At 64.3% G+C, this 16,236-nt stretch carries 12 protein-coding genes and 1 tRNA gene; all 13 read left to right on the top strand.

What is annotated here, in order from left to right; translation table 11 throughout:
• Window positions 1–130: 130 nt before the first annotated feature.
• Window positions 131–206, top strand: a tRNA-Trp gene (locus tag FB548_RS18590).
• A 61-nt stretch (window positions 207–267) separates the two neighbouring features.
• Window positions 268–657, top strand: a complete 390-nt coding sequence (secE, locus tag FB548_RS18585) for a preprotein translocase subunit SecE (protein ID WP_142126303.1) — start codon at window positions 268–270, stop codon at window positions 655–657.
• A gap of 13 nt (window positions 658–670) precedes the next feature.
• A complete protein-coding gene (gene nusG, locus FB548_RS18580) occupies window positions 671–1,228 on the top strand; it encodes a transcription termination/antitermination protein NusG (RefSeq protein ID WP_142126302.1) in 558 nt (185 codons plus the stop codon).
• Window positions 1,229–1,426: 198 nt separating this feature from the next.
• A complete protein-coding gene (rplK, locus tag FB548_RS18575) occupies window positions 1,427–1,855 on the top strand; it encodes a 50S ribosomal protein L11 (RefSeq protein ID WP_055945202.1) in 429 nt (142 codons plus the stop codon).
• Between the two features lie 3 nt (window positions 1,856–1,858).
• On the top strand, window positions 1,859–2,557 hold the full coding sequence (rplA, locus tag FB548_RS18570; RefSeq protein WP_142126301.1) for a 50S ribosomal protein L1: 699 nt from the start codon (window positions 1,859–1,861) through the stop codon (window positions 2,555–2,557).
• 371 nt (window positions 2,558–2,928) lie between these two features.
• Window positions 2,929–3,465: a 50S ribosomal protein L10 gene (rplJ, locus tag FB548_RS18565; RefSeq protein ID WP_142126300.1), complete on the top strand. Its 537-nt coding sequence runs from the start codon at window positions 2,929–2,931 to the stop codon at window positions 3,463–3,465.
• A 60-nt stretch (window positions 3,466–3,525) separates the two neighbouring features.
• Window positions 3,526–3,897, top strand: coding sequence for a 50S ribosomal protein L7/L12 (gene rplL / locus FB548_RS18560; protein WP_142126299.1), 372 nt, complete (start codon window positions 3,526–3,528; stop codon window positions 3,895–3,897).
• A 312-nt stretch (window positions 3,898–4,209) separates the two neighbouring features.
• Complete coding sequence (rpoB, locus tag FB548_RS18555; protein ID WP_142126298.1) at window positions 4,210–8,361, top strand: DNA-directed RNA polymerase subunit beta; 4,152 nt, start codon at window positions 4,210–4,212, stop codon at window positions 8,359–8,361.
• Between the two features lie 92 nt (window positions 8,362–8,453).
• Window positions 8,454–12,686: a DNA-directed RNA polymerase subunit beta' gene (rpoC, locus tag FB548_RS18550; RefSeq protein ID WP_142126297.1), complete on the top strand. Its 4,233-nt coding sequence runs from the start codon at window positions 8,454–8,456 to the stop codon at window positions 12,684–12,686.
• Between the two features lie 234 nt (window positions 12,687–12,920).
• Complete coding sequence (gene rpsL, locus FB548_RS18545; RefSeq protein ID WP_055945224.1) at window positions 12,921–13,295, top strand: 30S ribosomal protein S12; 375 nt, start codon at window positions 12,921–12,923, stop codon at window positions 13,293–13,295.
• Between the two features lie 12 nt (window positions 13,296–13,307).
• A complete protein-coding gene (rpsG, locus tag FB548_RS18540) occupies window positions 13,308–13,775 on the top strand; it encodes a 30S ribosomal protein S7 (protein ID WP_056879074.1) in 468 nt (155 codons plus the stop codon).
• A 175-nt stretch (window positions 13,776–13,950) separates the two neighbouring features.
• Window positions 13,951–16,041: an elongation factor G gene (gene fusA, locus FB548_RS18535; protein ID WP_142126296.1), complete on the top strand. Its 2,091-nt coding sequence runs from the start codon at window positions 13,951–13,953 to the stop codon at window positions 16,039–16,041.
• A 100-nt stretch (window positions 16,042–16,141) separates the two neighbouring features.
• The coding region (locus FB548_RS18530) for a GTP-binding protein (RefSeq protein ID WP_038054197.1) at window positions 16,142–16,236 on the top strand (95 nt) is incomplete at its 3' end.

The raw sequence follows: 16,236 nt of genomic DNA, 5'->3' as shown, positions 1-16,236 counted from the left end.
TGCCGGCGTGGTGGCCAAGATCATCAAGTAAGCCCCTGCGGTCCCGGCGAGGACTCGTCGGACAGCGACAAGGGCGGACCGGAACCTCGGTCCGCCTTCGCCGTCTAAGGGAAGGTTGTAGTAAATCGATACGCCAGTAGCTCAATTGGCAGAGCAGCGGTCTCCAAAACCGCAGGTTGGGGGTTCGAGTCCCTCCTGGCGTGCCACTTCCTTCCCCGCGGAGTCCGGATCCCCGGTGCTCCCCCAGAGCAAAGAGCGACAACTGACTTGAACAGCAAGGTCGAACAATCCAAAGCCGGCACGCCCGCAGCCGACATCGCCAAGTACGTCCTGGCGCTTGCGCTGGTCGTGGGTGGTCTGGTCGCGTGGTGGTGGTTCAATGGGCAGTGGGCCACGCCGTTGCGCTCGCTGGCCGTGGTGGCCGGGCTGGTGCTGGGTGCGCTGGTGTTCCTGCAGACGGGCAAGGGCCGTGACACGCGCGAGTTCCTGGCGGAATCCCGCTTCGAATTGCGCAAGGTCGTGTGGCCGACCCGCGAAGAGGCTACCCGCACTACGTGGGTGGTGATCATCGTGGTGATCGTACTCAGCCTGATCCTGGCCGGTTTCGACTTCGCCATCCAGGCGCTGATCGAATGGTTTCTGAATTTTGGCCGTTGAGGAGAGTCGCTCAGTGAAGCGCTGGTATGTCGTCCATGCTTATTCTGGCTTCGAGAAGTCGGTAGCCCAGGCCCTGCGCGACCGCATCGTCCGCGACGGCATGCAGGAGAAGTTCGGCGACGTGCTGGTCCCGACCGAAGAGGTCGTGGAAATGCGCTCCGGCCAGAAGCGCCGTTCTGAGCGCAAGTTCTTCCCCGGTTATGTGCTGGTCCAGATCGAGACCCACGACGAGGGTGGCATCCCGCGCATGGACAACGAAAGCTGGCACCTGGTGAAGGATACCTCCAAGGTGCTCGGCTTCATCGGCGGCACTGCCGATCGGCCGCTGCCGATCCGTGACGAGGAGGCGGCCGCTATCCTCGATCGTGTCCAGGAAGGCGTTGAGAAGCCCCGGCCCAAGGTGCTGTTCGAGCCGGGTGAGATGGTCCGCGTCACTGACGGCCCGTTCAACGATTTCAACGGCGTGGTCGAGGAAGTCAACTACGAGAAGAGCCGCCTGCGCGTGGCGGTGCTGATCTTCGGTCGTTCCACCCCGGTGGAGCTGGAGTTCGGGCAAGTCGAGAAGGCCTGATCCCGCAGGTCCGGCGCATTCAGCCGGCCCCGTGAAACCCTGATATACTGCGCGGCTCCCTGATGGCGATGCCGGGCGGGAACCATGGCCGCCTTAGGGCGGCCATTGGTGCGTTCAAGAAAACGCGATGCCGGGACGCGTGATTTTCCCGGTCCGATGGGGAGCCTTCACAGGCGCTAGCACCCGGAGAGTACTCACATGGCGAAGAAAGTTGTCGGTTACATCAAGCTGCAGGTGAAGGCCGGTCAGGCCAACCCCTCGCCGCCGGTCGGTCCTGCGCTGGGTCAGCGCGGCCTGAATATCATGGAATTCTGCAAGGCGTTCAATGCCGCCACGCAGAAGCTGGAGCCGGGTCTGCCGATCCCGGTGGTCATCACGGCCTATTCCGACCGTACCTTCACCTTCATCACGAAGACGCCGCCGGCGTCGATCCTGCTGAAGAAGGCCGTCGGCATCACGTCCGGCTCCAAGCGCCCGAACACCGAGAAGGTGGGCAAGGTCACACGCAAGCAGCTCGAGGACATCGCCAAGGCGAAGGAACCCGACCTGACCGCGGCCGACCTGGACGCTGCGGTGCGTACGATTGCGGGTTCCGCCCGCTCCATGGGCCTGACGGTAGAGGGTTAAGAGATGGCACAGAACAAGCGACAGAAGGCCATCCTGGCCGCCGTGACGCCCGGCAAGGCGTACGCCATTGACGAGGCCCTGAAGATCGTCAAGACCGCCACCAAGGCGAAGTTCGTCGAATCCGTCGACGTTGCCGTGCGCCTGGGCGTGGATGCCAAGAAGTCCGACCAGCAGGTGCGCGGTTCCACCGTGCTGCCGGCCGGTACCGGCAAGTCGGTCCGCGTGGCGGTGTTCGCCCCGGCCGGCGCCAAGGCTGACGAAGCCGCCGCTGCCGGCGCCGAAGCCGTTGGCATGGACGATCTGGCCGAGAAGATGCTGGCCGGCGACATCAACTACGACGTGGTCATCGCCACGCCGGACGCGATGCGCGTGGTCGGCAAGCTGGGTACGGTCCTGGGCCCGCGCGGCCTGATGCCGAACCCGAAAGTCGGCACCGTGTCGCCGAACCCGGCCGAGGCGGTGAAGAACGCCAAGTCGGGCCAGGTGCGCTACCGCACCGACAAGGCCGGCATCATCCACTGCACCATCGGTAAGGCCAGCTTCGACGACGAAGCGCTGAAGTCGAACCTGCAGGCGCTGCTGATCGACCTGGTGAAGGCCAAGCCGGCCACCTCCAAGGGTCAGTACCTGCAGAAGATCTCGGTCAGCTCGACCATGGGCCCCGGCGTCACCGTGGACCAGTCCTCGCTGTCCCTGAAGTAATCGCGTCACCCCTGTCCCGCAACGCGGGACAGGGCGCAACGAATTTTGAGGGCAGTCGCCCAGGCCGGGAAGCCGGTGCAAGCGACAGCCGTCAAAGACCGCAGGTGCGGTCAGCGCGCCATGACGACGGGCACGGAGGCTCGTGTTGGCAAGGAATCGCCGTCGTGGCTAGCGGGATCGCTTAATCCATTCCCCCGGGAATGCGCCTGCGTAGATGGTGCCGCCTTCTGGAAGTTTTCTGGAGTCCGACCGCGAGGTCGCCAGTCAGACAGGCCACCGCCGGGACCTCTGCGTCCCCGGCATCCAGGACGGATGCCGTCCCGGACCGCGAGCGGCAGGAGCCGCGAGCGGAGTCAATTAGTGAGGAGTGTATGGCTCTCAATCTGTCCCAGAAGCAAGAAGTAGTCGCCGAACTGGCAGACGTCGCCGCCAAGGCGCACTCCCTGGTCGCCGCCGAATACGCAGGCACCACGGTCAGTCAAATGACCGCGATGCGTAAGAAGGCCCGCGAGACCGGCGTGTACTTGAAAGTTGTCAAGAACACGTTGGCCGTGCGTGCCGTGGCCGGTACCGAGTTCGAGGTTGTCCAGGACAAGCTCGTCGGTCCGCTGCTGTATGCGTTTTCGACCGAGGAGCCCGGCGCCGCCGGTCGCCTGATCAAGGAATTCGCCAAGGGCAACGACAAGCTGCAGCCGAAGGTCGTCTCCGTGGGTGGCCAGCTGTATCCGGCCAGCCATGTTGAAGTCCTGGCGTCGCTGCCGACCCGCGATCAGGCGCTGGCCATGTTGGCCCGCGTGCTGGCCGAACCCGCCGCGATGTTCGCCCGTGCCGTCAAGGCCGTGGCCGACAAGCAGGGTGGTGGCGAAGCGCCGGCGGAAGCCGCCGCCGAAGCCCCGGCTGAAGCCTGAGTTCGACGTCTTTACGGTTCTACGAACCCTAATCCCAGATAATTTCCAAAGGTAAACACAATGTCCCTTTCCAACGAACAGATCGTCGACGCCATTGCCGGCAAGACCCTGATGGAAGTGATGGAGCTGGTCAAGGCCATCGAAGAGAAGTTCGGCGTCTCCGCCGCCGCCCCGGTCGTCGCCGCTGCCGGTCCGGCCGCCGCTGCCGCCCCGGTCGAAGAGCAGACCGAGTTCACCATCGTCCTGAAGGACGCCGGTGCCAAGAAGGTCGACGTCATCAAGGCTGTCCGTGCCATCACCGGCCTGGGCCTGAAGGAAGCCAAGGACCTCACCGAGGCCGGCGGCGTGCTGAAGGAAGGCGTGTCGAAGGAAGATGCCGAGAAGTTCAAGAAGGACCTCGAAGCCGCTGGTGCGAGCGTCGAAGTCAAGTAAGTCGTATCCGTCGCCGGTTCACCCAGGCGACAACCTAAGGCCGGGGGCGAAAGCCCCTGGCCTTCGGTCGTTGTAATGCAGCTGCGATTGGTGATTGGTGATGAAGTGATTTGGAAGGGCAGGTATCTGTCGTAACGAATCACGAATCACGAATCACGGCTTCACCAAGAAGAGTTTGTAGTTGGAAGTAGCGGCAGAAGGCGTGCTGGTGCCGGCAATACCAGCGACTTCCAACTGAAAATTCCCCCGTTCGAAAGAATGTCCCCCGTGTGGTCGCGGACGCGCGCCCCACGCTGCCAAAGGCACAGTCACATGACGACATATTCGTTCACCGAAAAGAAGCGTATCCGCAAGGATTTCGGCAAGCAGCGGTCGATCCTCGAGGTCCCGTTCCTGCTCGCCATCCAGGTCGATTCCTACCGCGAATTCCTGCAGGAGCACACCGACGCCGCCAAGCGCGAAGACCGTGGCCTGCATGCCGCGCTGAAGTCGGTTTTCCCGATCGCCAGCTACAGCGGCAACGCCGCGCTGGAATATGTCGGCTACAAGCTCGGCGAGCCGGTGTTCGACGAGCGCGAGTGCCGCAACCGTGGCCTGAGCTACGGCGCACCGCTGCGCGTCACCGTCCGCCTGGTGATCTACGACCGCGAGTCGTCCACCAAGGCCATCAAGTACGTGAAGGAGCAGGAGGTCTACCTGGGCGAGATCCCGCTCATGACCGACAACGGCACCTTCATCGTCAACGGCACCGAGCGCGTCATCGTCTCGCAGCTGCACCGCTCGCCGGGCGTGTTCTTCGACCATGACCGTGGCAAGACCCACAGCTCGGGCAAGCTGCTGTACAGCGCCCGCATCATTCCTTACCGCGGCTCCTGGCTGGACTTCGAGTTCGACCCGAAGGACGCGCTGTTCACGCGTATCGACCGTCGCCGCAAGCTGCCGGTCTCGATCCTGCTGCGCGCCCTGGGCTACTCCAACGAGGAGATGCTCAACGAGTTCTTCGACGTCAACACGTTCCACATCCTGCCGGAAGGCGTACAGCTGGAACTGGTCGCCGAGCGCCTGCGCGGCGAGACGCTGAACTTCGACCTGGCCGACGGCGACAAGGTCATCGTGGAAGCCGGCAAGCGCATCACCGCGCGCCACGTGAAGCAACTGGAACAGTCAGGCATCGCCGCACTGGCCGTACCGGATGAATACCTGGTCGGCCGCATCCTGTCGCACGACGTGATCGACGCCAATACCGGCGAGCTGCTGGCTTCCGCCAACGACGAAATCACCGACGACCAGCTGGCCAAGTTCCGCAAGGCCGGCGTGGACGCCGTGGGTACGTTGTGGGTCAACGATCTGGACCGCGGCCCGTACCTGTCCAACACGTTGCGCATCGATCCGACCAAGACCCAGCTGGAAGCGCTGGTCGAGATCTACCGCATGATGCGTCCCGGCGAGCCGCCGACCAAGGACGCTGCGCAGAACCTGTTCCACAACCTGTTCTTCACCTTCGAGCGCTACGACCTGTCCAACGTCGGCCGCATGAAGTTCAACCGTCGCGTGGGCCGCAAGGAAACCACCGGCGAAGCCGTGCTGTACGACAAGAAATACTTCGGCGCGCGCAACGATGAAGAAGCCAAGCGCCTGGTCGCCAGCCTGGGCGAGACCTCGGACATCCTGGACGTCATCAAGGTCCTGACCGAGATCCGCAACGGCCGCGGCACCGTCGATGACATCGACCACCTGGGCAACCGTCGCGTGCGTTCGGTCGGCGAAATGGCGGAGAACGTGTTCCGCGTGGGCCTGGTCCGCGTCGAACGCGCCGTGAAGGAACGCCTGTCGATGGCCGAGTCCGAAGGCCTGACCCCGCAGGAACTGATCAACGCCAAGCCGGTGGCCGCCGCGATCAAGGAGTTCTTCGGCTCCTCGCAGCTGTCGCAGTTCATGGACCAGAACAACCCACTGTCGGAAGTCACGCACAAGCGTCGCGTCTCGGCCCTCGGCCCGGGCGGCCTGACCCGCGAGCGCGCCGGCTTCGAAGTCCGCGACGTGCACCCGACCCATTACGGCCGCGTCTGCACCATCGAGACGCCGGAAGGCCCGAACATCGGCCTGATCAACTCGCTGGCCGTGTACGCCCGTACTAACGGTTATGGCTTCCTCGAGACGCCGTACCGCAAGGTCGTGGACGGCATGATCACCGATGAGATCGAGTACCTGTCGGCGATCGAGGAGAACGAGTACGTCATCGCGCAGGCCAACGCGCTGCACGACGCCAAGAGCCGCCTGACCGAGCAGTTCGTGCCGTGCCGTCACCAGGGCGAATCACTGCTGAAGCCGCCGAGCGAAGTGGACTACATGGATGTCTCGCCGATGCAGACCGTGTCGGTCGCCGCGGCGCTGGTCCCGTTCCTGGAGCACGATGACGCCAACCGCGCGCTGATGGGCGCCAACATGCAGCGCCAGGCCGTGCCCACGCTGCGCGCGCAGAAGCCGCTGGTCGGTACCGGCATCGAGCGCGCCGTGGCGCGCGACTCGGGCGTGACCGTGAACGCGCGTCGTGGCGGCGTGGTCGAGCAGATCGACGCCGGCCGCATCGTGGTCAAGGTCAACGAAGTCGAAATCTCCGGCGAAACCGATGCCGGCGTCGACATCTACTCGCTGATCAAGTACACGCGCTCCAACCAGAACACCTGCATCAACCAGCGTCCGCTGGTGAACGTGGGCGACGTGGTCGCGCGCGGCGACGTGCTGGCCGACGGTCCCTCGACCGACATCGGCGAGCTGGCGCTGGGCCAGAACATGCTGATCGCGTTCATGCCGTGGAACGGCTACAACTTCGAAGACTCCATCCTACTCTCCGAGCGCGTGGTGGAAGAGGATCGCTACACCACGATCCACATCGAAGAGCTGACCTGCGTTGCGCGCGACACCAAGCTGGGGCCGGAGGAAATCTCCGCCGACATCCCGAACGTCTCGGAGCAGGCGCTGAACCGCCTCGACGAGAGCGGCGTGGTGTACATCGGTGCCGAAGTGCGCGCCGGCGACATCATGGTGGGCAAGGTGACGCCGAAGGGCGAGAGCCAGCTGACCCCGGAAGAGAAGCTGCTTCGCGCGATCTTCGGCGAGAAGGCCTCCGACGTTAAGGACAGTTCGCTTCGCGTTCCCCCGGGCATGGACGGCACCGTCATCGACGTGCAGGTCTTCACCCGCGACGGCATCGAGAAGGACAAGCGTGCGCGCCAGATCGAGGAGAACGAGATCAAGCGCGTCAAGAAGGACTTCGACGACCAGTTCCGCATCCTGGAAGGCGCCATCTACGCTCGCCTGCGTTCGCAGCTGGTCGGCAAGGTCGCCAACGGTGGCCCGGGCACGCTGAAGAAGGGCGATGCGATCACCGACGCCTACCTCGACGGCTTGAAGAAGTCGGAGTGGTTCACCCTGCGCATGAAGGACGATGATGCGTCCGACGCCATCGAGCGCGCCCAGATGCAGATCCAGGCGCACGAGAAGGAGTTCGAGCGCCGCTTCGCCGACAAGCGCGGCAAGATCACCGCCGGCGACGACCTCGCCCCGGGCGTGCTGAAGATGGTCAAGGTCTACCTGGCCGTGAAGCGCCGCATCCAGCCGGGCGACAAGATGGCCGGCCGCCACGGCAACAAGGGTGTCGTGTCGACGATCGTGCCCGTAGAGGACATGCCCTACATGGCCACCGGCGAGACCGTGGACATCGTGCTGAACCCGCTGGGCGTGCCGTCGCGCATGAACATCGGCCAGGTGCTGGAAGTGCACCTGGGCTGGGCCGCCAAGGGACTGGGTCGCAAGATCCAGAACATGCTGGAAGCCCAGGCCAAGGTAGCCGACCTGCGCAAGTTCCTGACCCAGATCTACAACCACGACCAGAAGCTGGGCGAGGACCGCGTGGACCTGGACCAGTTCAGCGACAAGGAACTGCTCGCGCTGGCGCAGAACCTGACCGACGGTGTGCCGATGGCCACCCCGGTGTTCGACGGCGCGGCGGAAACCGAGATCAAGCACATGCTCGAACTCGCGGACCTGCCGATCAGCGGCCAGACCCAGTTGTACGACGGCCGTACCGGCGAGGCGTTCGACCGTCACACCACGGTCGGCTACATGCACATGCTGAAGCTGAACCACCTGGTGGACGACAAGATGCACGCGCGTTCCACCGGTCCCTACTCGCTCGTCACCCAGCAGCCGCTGGGCGGCAAGGCGCAGTTCGGTGGCCAGCGCTTCGGTGAAATGGAAGTCTGGGCGCTGGAAGCCTACGGCGCGGCGCACACCCTGCAGGAAATGCTGACGGTCAAGTCGGACGACGTGCAGGGCCGCAACCAGATGTACAAGAACATCGTCGATGGTGCCCACGAGATGGTCGCGGGCATGCCGGAATCCTTCAACGTGCTGGTGAAGGAAATCCGCTCGCTCGCCATCAACATGGAACTGGAAGACTGATCGCAACGGCGCGGCGGCCCTCAGTGGCCTCCGCGCTTTCCGGACACGGTCATCCCGCCCTCGACAAAGATTCCTCCTGACGGAGAAACAAAATGAAAGACCTGCTCAACCTCTTCAACCAGCAGCGCCAGACGCTGGACTTCGACGCGATCAAGATCGCGCTGGCCTCGCCGGACCTGATCCGTTCGTGGTCGTTCGGCGAAGTGAAGAAGCCGGAAACCATCAACTACCGCACGTTCAAGCCCGAGCGCGACGGCCTGTTCTGCTCGGCCATCTTCGGCCCGATCAAGGACTACGAGTGCCTGTGCGGCAAGTACAAGCGCATGAAGCACCGCGGCGTGGTCTGCGAGAAGTGCGGCACCGAAGTGACGCTGGCCAAGGTGCGCCGCGAGCGCATGGGTCACATCGACCTGGCCAGCCCGGTCGCGCACATCTGGTTCCTGAAGTCGCTGCCGTCGCGCATCGGCCTGATGCTGGACATGACCCTGCGCGACATCGAGCGCGTGCTGTACTTCGAAGCCTATGTCGTCACCGAGCCGGGCCTGACCTCGCTTGAGCGCCGCCAGCTGCTGACCGAAGAGCAGTTCATGCAGGCGCGCCAGGAACACGGCGACGACTTCGACGCCGCCATGGGCGCCGAGGCCGTTTACGACCTGCTGCGCACGATCGACCTGCAGGCCGAGATGGTGAACCTGCGCGAGGAAATCGCCAGCACCGGTTCGGAGACCAAGCTCAAGCGCCTCACCAAGCGCATCAAGCTGATGGAAGCGTTCCTGGAATCGGGCAACCGTCCGGAATGGATGGTCATGACCGTGCTGCCGGTGCTGCCGCCGGACCTGCGCCCGCTGGTCCCGCTGGACGGTGGCCGCTTCGCGACCTCCGACCTGAACGACCTGTACCGCCGCGTCATCAACCGCAACAACCGCCTGCGCCGCCTGCTGGAGCTCAACGCCCCCGACATCATCGTGCGCAACGAAAAGCGCATGCTGCAGGAGTCGGTGGACGCCCTGATGGACAACGGTCGTCGCGGCCGCGCCATCACCGGCACCAACAAGCGTCCGCTCAAGTCGCTGGCCGACATGATCAAGGGCAAGCAGGGTCGTTTCCGCCAGAACCTGCTGGGCAAGCGCGTCGACTACTCCGGCCGTTCGGTCATCGTGGTCGGCCCGACCCTGCGCCTGCACGAGTGCGGCCTGCCGAAGAAGATGGCGCTGGAGCTGTTCAAGCCGTTCGTGTTCGCCAAGCTGCAGCGCCGTGGCCTGGCCACCACCATCAAGGCGGCCAAGAAGCTGGTCGAGCGCGAAGAAGCCGACGTCTGGGACATCCTGGAAGAGGTCATCCGCGAGCACCCGGTGCTGCTGAACCGCGCGCCCACGCTGCACCGTCTGGGCATCCAGGCGTTCGAGCCGGTGCTGATCGAAGGCAAGGCCATCCAGCTGCACCCGCTGGTCTGCACCGCGTTCAACGCCGACTTCGACGGTGACCAGATGGCCGTGCACGTCCCGCTGAGCCTTGAGGCCCAGTTGGAAGCACGCGCGCTGATGATGTCGTCCAACAACATCCTGTCGCCGGCCAACGGCGAGCCGATCATCGTGCCGTCGCAGGACGTCGTGCTGGGCCTGTACTACATGACCCGCGCGCTGGAGAACAAGAAGGGCGAGGGCATGGCGTTCGCCAACATCGCCGAAGTCAAGCGCGCCTACGACAACCGCGCCGTCGAACTGCATGCGAAGGTCAAGGTCCGCATCAGCGGCACCGTGATCGACGAGGAAGGCGGCCGTAGCAAGCAGACCAGCATCGTGGACACCACGATCGGTCGTGCCCTGCTGGCCGAGATCCTGCCCGAGGGCCTGCCATTCGCCCTGGTCAACACCGAGCTGAACAAGAAGGCCATCAGCCGCCTGATCAACTCCAGCTACCGCATGCTGGGCCTGAAGGACACGGTCGTGTTCGCCGACAAGCTGATGTACACCGGCTTCGCGTATGCCACGCGCGCCGGCGTTTCCATCGGCATCGACGACATGCTGATCCCGGCCGAGAAGAAGGGCATCCTGGGCGAAGCCGAGCAGGAAGTGCTGGAAATCCAGGAGCAGTACCAGAGCGGTCTGGTCACCGCGGGTGAGCGCTACAACAAGGTGGTCGACATCTGGTCGCGCACCAACGAGCGCATCGCCAAGGCGATGATGGAAACCATCGGTACCGACAAGGTGCAGAACGCCAAGGGCGAGACCATCAACGAGAAGTCGATGAACTCGCTGTACATCATGGCCGACTCCGGTGCCCGTGGCAGCCAGGCGCAGATCCGCCAGCTGGCCGGCATGCGCGGCCTGATGGCCCGCCCGGACGGTTCGATCATCGAAACGCCCATCAAGGCGAACTTCCGCGAAGGCCTGAACGTCCAGGAGTACTTCAACTCCACCCACGGTGCCCGAAAGGGTCTGGCCGATACCGCGCTGAAGACGGCGAACTCCGGTTACCTGACCCGTCGCCTGGTCGACGTGGCGCAGGACGTGGTGATCACCGAGGTCGATTGCGGTACGTCGGAAGGCCTGATGATGACCCCGATCGTGGAAGGCGGCGACGTGGTCGAGCCGCTGCGTGACCGCGTGCTGGGCCGCATCGTGGCCGAGGACGTGTTCCTGCCGGGCAACGACGAGGATCCGATCGTCACCCGCAACACGCTGCTGGACGAAGCCTGGGTGCAGAAGCTGGAAGACGCCGGCGTGCAGGCGTTGAAGGTGCGTTCCACCATCACCTGCGAATCCGATTTCGGCGTCTGCGCGCACTGCTACGGTCGCGACCTGGCCCGTGGCCACATCGTCAACATCGGCGAAGCGGTCGGCGTCATCGCCGCCCAGTCGATCGGTGAGCCCGGCACCCAGCTGACCATGCGTACGTTCCACATCGGTGGTGCGGCATCGCGTGCGGCGGCGGTCGACAACATCACCGTCAAGACCACCGGCTCGATCAAGTTCAACAACCTCAAGTTCGTTGAACACGCCAACGGCAGCTTGGTCGCGGTGTCGCGTTCGGGCGAACTGTCGGTGCTCGACGGCCATGGCCGCGAGCGCGAGCGTTACAAGCTGCCCTACGGCGCCACCATCAACGTCAAGGACGGTGACCAGATCACGGCCGGCCAGGCCGTGGCGAACTGGGATCCGCATAACCACCCGATCGTGTCGGAAGTGGCCGGTTTCGTGCGCTTCGTCGACTTCGTCGATGGTGTCACCGTCATCGAGAAGACCGACGACCTGACCGGCCTGGCCTCGCGCGAGATCACCGATCCGAAGCGTCGCGGTTCGCAGGGCAAGGACCTGCGCCCGATCGTCCGCATCGTGGACAAGGACGGCAAGGACCTGAGCATCCCGGGTACCGACCTGCCGGCGCAGTACCTGCTGCCGCCGCGCTCGATCGTCAACCTGCAGGACGGCGCGCCCGTAGGCGTGGGCGACGTGGTCACCAAGGTGCCGCAGGAAGCCTCCAAGACCCGCGACATCACCGGTGGTCTGCCGCGCGTCGCCGATTTGTTCGAAGCCCGCAAGCCGAAGGACCCGGCGATCCTGGCCGAGCGCTCCGGCATCATCAGCTTCGGCAAGGACACCAAGGGAAAACAGCGCCTGATCATCAAGGACACCGATGGTTCGGAGCACGAAGAGCTGATCCCGAAGTTCCGCCAGATCATCGTGTTCGAAGGCGAACACGTGGCCAAGGGCGAAACCATCGTGGACGGCGAGCCGAGCCCGCAGGACATCCTGCGCCTGCTGGGCGTCGAGCCGCTGGCGGCCTACCTGGTCAAGGAAATCCAGGACGTCTACCGCCTGCAGGGCGTGAAGATCAACGACAAGCACATCGAGGTGATCACTCGCCAGATGCTGCGCAAGGTCGAGATCACCGACGCCGGCAACAGCAAGTTCCTGGCCGGTGAGCAGGTCGAGAAGCAGCGCTTTATCGAAGAGAACGCCAAGCTGTTGGCCCGTAACGAACTGCCGGCGAAGTACGACCCGGTGCTGCTGGGTATCACCAAGGCTTCGCTGGCGACCGAGTCGTTCATTTCGGCGGCATCGTTCCAGGAGACCACGCGCGTGTTGACCGAGGCGGCCGTCCGCGGCACGCGCGACACCCTGCGCGGCCTGAAGGAAAACGTCATCGTCGGCCGTCTCATCCCGGCGGGCACCGGCCTGGCGTACCACAACCAGCGCCGTCGCAACGCTTCGGGCCTGACCGAGGCGGAAGTGAATGCCCTGTCTGGCGGCAGCGCCGAGGCCGCTCCGGCGACCACGGCCGTCGCCATCGATGAAGCCGGCGAGGAGTCCAGCGCCAGCTAAACCGTACTACCTGACGGCCTCCGGGCCGTCCCAGACCACGAAAAGAGGCGCAGGATGCGCCTCGTTTTCGGCCCAGGAAGGGCGGGATCGCAGTCAGTTGGCAGGCATCCGCCTCCGTCGCGTTGACGGTCGGGCGGGTTGCCGGCTATACTTTTCCGTCTAGGTGGGCCGTCTTGCGGCCTGCCTTCGTTTTCATGTCAAACAAGGCTCCGGCCTTCACACGAAGAACCCACTATGGCAACCGTCAATCAGCTGGTCCGCAAGCCGCGGCAGGCCCCCACGTACAAGAGCCAGTCGCCCGCGCTGGACAACTGCCCGCAGCGTCGCGGCGTGTGCACCCGCGTCTACACGACGACCCCGAAGAAGCCCAACTCGGCCCTTCGCAAGGTCGCCAAGGTGCGCCTGACCAATCAGGAAGAAATCATCAGCTACATCGGCGGTGAAGGCCACAACCTGCAGGAGCACTCCGTGGTGCTCGTGCGCGGCGGTCGCGTGAAGGATCTGCCGGGCGTGCGCTACCACACCGTGCGCGGTTCGCTCGACGCCTCGGGCGTCGCCAAGCGCCGCCAGGGCCGTTCCAAGTACGGCGCCAAGCGTCCCAAGGCTTAAGGAAAAAGAATCATGTCGCGCAAAGGCTCTGCCCCCCAACGTGAAATCCTGCCGGACCCCAAGCACGGCAGCCAGACGATCGCCCGCTTCATCAACATGGTGATGCTGAGCGGCAAGAAGTCCGTCGCCGAGAAGATCGTCTACGGTGCGATGGACGTCATCGGCGAGAAGAACCCCAATGCCCTCGAGCTGGTCGAGAAGGCGTTGGACAACGTGTCCCCCGCGGTCGAAGTGAAGTCGCGTCGCGTCGGTGGCGCCACCTACCAGGTGCCGGTCGAAGTGCGTTCCTCGCGCCGCATGGCCTTGGCGATGCGCTGGCTGATCGAGTCCGCCCGCAAGCGTGGCGAGAACTCCATGCCGCGCAAGCTGGCTGCCGAGCTGCTGGATGCCTCCGAGAACCGCGGCGGCGCCATCAAGAAGCGTGAAGAGACCCACCGCATGGCGGAAGCGAACAAGGCGTTCGCGCACTACCGCTGGTAACGGCCTCCGGGCCCTTGCGAACAAGGGCCTTTGGCACCATGTAGGTGCCCTTGGAGCGCACTCCAGCGCTCCTCCCCGAAGGCCGCCGAAAGGCGGCATTCGGCCATCTGAAGATCCGCCCTCCACGGAAGGCCCAGGCATCCCGCCGGCCCTCCATCAGAAAAGAGAGACTGTCGTGGCTCGCACCACTCCCATCGAGCGTTACCGCAATTTCGGCATCATGGCGCACATCGACGCCGGCAAGACCACCACGTCCGAGCGCATCCTGTTCTACACCGGCGTCAGCCACAAGATCGGTGAAGTGCACGATGGTGCCGCGACCATGGACTGGATGGAGCAGGAGCAGGAGCGCGGCATCACCATCACGTCCGCCGCCACCACGGCGTTCTGGACCGGCATGGACAAGTCCCTGCCGCAGCACCGTTTCAACATCATCGATACCCCCGGCCACGTCGACTTCACCATCGAAGTCGAGCGTTCGCTGCGCGTGCTCGATGGTGCGGTGTTCGTGTTGTGCGCCGTCGGTGGCGTGCAGCCGCAGTCCGAGACCGTGTGGCGCCAGGCCAACAAGTACGCCGTGCCGCGCCTCGCGTTCGTCAACAAGATGGACCGTACCGGTGCCGATTTCGCCAAGGTCGTCGACCAGCTGAAGTCGCGCCTGGGTGCCTACCCGGTGCCGATGCAGGTCCCGGTCGGCGCCGAAGACGGCTTCGAGGGCGTCATCGACCTGCTGAAGATGAAGTACATCCATTGGGATGTGGCATCGCAGGGCACCAAGTTCGAGTACCGCGACATCCCGGCCGAACTGGCCGAGCAGGCGGCATCGGACCGTGCGTTCATGGTCGAGGCCGCGGCCGAAGCCAGCGAAGCGTTGATGGACAAGTACCTCAACGAGGGCGACCTGACGGAAGCCGAGATCATCGCGGGCCTGCGCGAGCGCACCCTGAAGGTGGAAGTGATCCCGGTCTACTGCGGCTCCGCGTTCAAGAACAAGGGCGTGCAGGCCATGCTGGACGGCGTGATCCAACTGCTGCCGTCTCCGACGGATCGTCCGCCGGTGCAGGGCATCGATGAGAACGAGAAGGAAGACACCCGCAAGGCCGGTGACAACGAGCCGTTCTCCGCGCTCGCGTTCAAGATCATGACCGACCCGTTCGTGGGCTCGCTGACGTTCTTCCGCGTCTATTCGGGCGTGCTGAACTCCGGCGACGCGGTGTACAACCCGGTAAAGTCCAAGAAGGAGCGCGTGGGCCGCATCCTGCAGATGCACTCCAACCAGCGTGACGAAATCAAGGAAGTGCGCGCGGGCGACATCGCTGCCGCCGTGGGCCTGAAGGACGTCACGACCGGTGACACGCTGTGCTCGCTCGACCACATCATCACCCTGGAGCGCATGGTGTTCCCGGAGCCGGTCATCTCGATGGCCGTGGAGCCGAAGACCAAGTCCGACCAGGAGAAGATGGGTCTGGCCTTGGGTCGCCTGGCGCAGGAAGATCCCTCGTTCCGCGTCAAGACCGACGAGGAATCCGGCCAGACGATCATCTCGGGCATGGGCGAGCTGCACCTGGAAATCCTGGTGGACCGCATGAAGCGCGAGTTCAACGTGGAAGCCAACGTCGGCAAGCCGCAGGTGGCCTATCGCGAGACCATCCGCAAGGCGGTCAAGCAGGAAGGCAAGTTCGTGCGCCAGTCGGGCGGTCGCGGCCAGTACGGCCACATCGTCATCGAAATGTCGCCGGTCGAGCGGGGTGTGGGCTTCTCGTACGAAAGCGCCATCGTCGGTGGCGTGGTGCCGAAGGAATACGTCGCTGCGGCAGGCAAGGGCATCGAGGACGCATTGAAGAGCGGTCCGCTGGCCGGCTTCCCGGTGGTCGACATCGCCATCAAGGCGGTCGACGGTTCGTTCCATGACGTCGACTCGAACGAAATGGCGTTCAAGGTCGCCGGCTCGATGGCCTTCAAGGAAGCTTTCAGCAAGGCCCAGCCGGTCCTGCTGGAGCCGATGATGAAGGTCGAGATCGTCACGCCCGAAGATTACCTGGGTGACGTGATGGGCGACGTGAGCCGTCGTCGCGGCATCCTGCAGGGCCAGGACGACAGTCCGTCCGGCAAGGTGATCGCCGCGATGGTGCCGCTGGGCGAAATGTTCGGCTACGCCACCACGCTGCGTTCGATGTCGCAGGGTCGCGCGACGTTCTCGATGGAGTTTGACCACTACGCGGAAGCGCCGGCCAACATCGCCGACGCGGTCGTCAAGAAGAACTAAAAGCCGTGATTGGTGATTCGGGATCCGTGATCCGCAAGAACACGGATCCCGCTTCAAGCCAATCACTAATCACGAATCATGAATCACAGAGGTAAAGACAATGGCAAAGGGTAAGTTCGAACGCACCAAGCCCCACGTGAACGTGGGCACGATTGGTCACGTTGACCACGGCAAGACGACGCTGACGGCGGCGCT

This window comes from Pseudoxanthomonas sp. 3HH-4, from assembly GCF_006716465.1.
Classification (GTDB): domain Bacteria; phylum Pseudomonadota; class Gammaproteobacteria; order Xanthomonadales; family Xanthomonadaceae; genus Pseudoxanthomonas_A.
The sequence above is the reverse complement of the archived record's forward strand: the minus strand, read 5'-3'. Positions and strand labels throughout refer to the sequence as shown.

Coding starts and splice junctions, on each gene's coding strand:
- rplK (WP_055945202.1), top strand. CDS start 1,427: ATGGCGAAGAAAGTTGTCGGTTACATCAAGCTGCAGGTGAAGGCCGGT.
- rplA (WP_142126301.1), top strand. CDS start 1,859: ATGGCACAGAACAAGCGACAGAAGGCCATCCTGGCCGCCGTGACGCCC.
- rplJ (WP_142126300.1), top strand. CDS start 2,929: ATGGCTCTCAATCTGTCCCAGAAGCAAGAAGTAGTCGCCGAACTGGCA.
- rplL (WP_142126299.1), top strand. CDS start 3,526: ATGTCCCTTTCCAACGAACAGATCGTCGACGCCATTGCCGGCAAGACC.
- rpoB (WP_142126298.1), top strand. CDS start 4,210: ATGACGACATATTCGTTCACCGAAAAGAAGCGTATCCGCAAGGATTTC.
- rpoC (WP_142126297.1), top strand. CDS start 8,454: ATGAAAGACCTGCTCAACCTCTTCAACCAGCAGCGCCAGACGCTGGAC.
- rpsL (WP_055945224.1), top strand. CDS start 12,921: ATGGCAACCGTCAATCAGCTGGTCCGCAAGCCGCGGCAGGCCCCCACG.
- rpsG (WP_056879074.1), top strand. CDS start 13,308: ATGTCGCGCAAAGGCTCTGCCCCCCAACGTGAAATCCTGCCGGACCCC.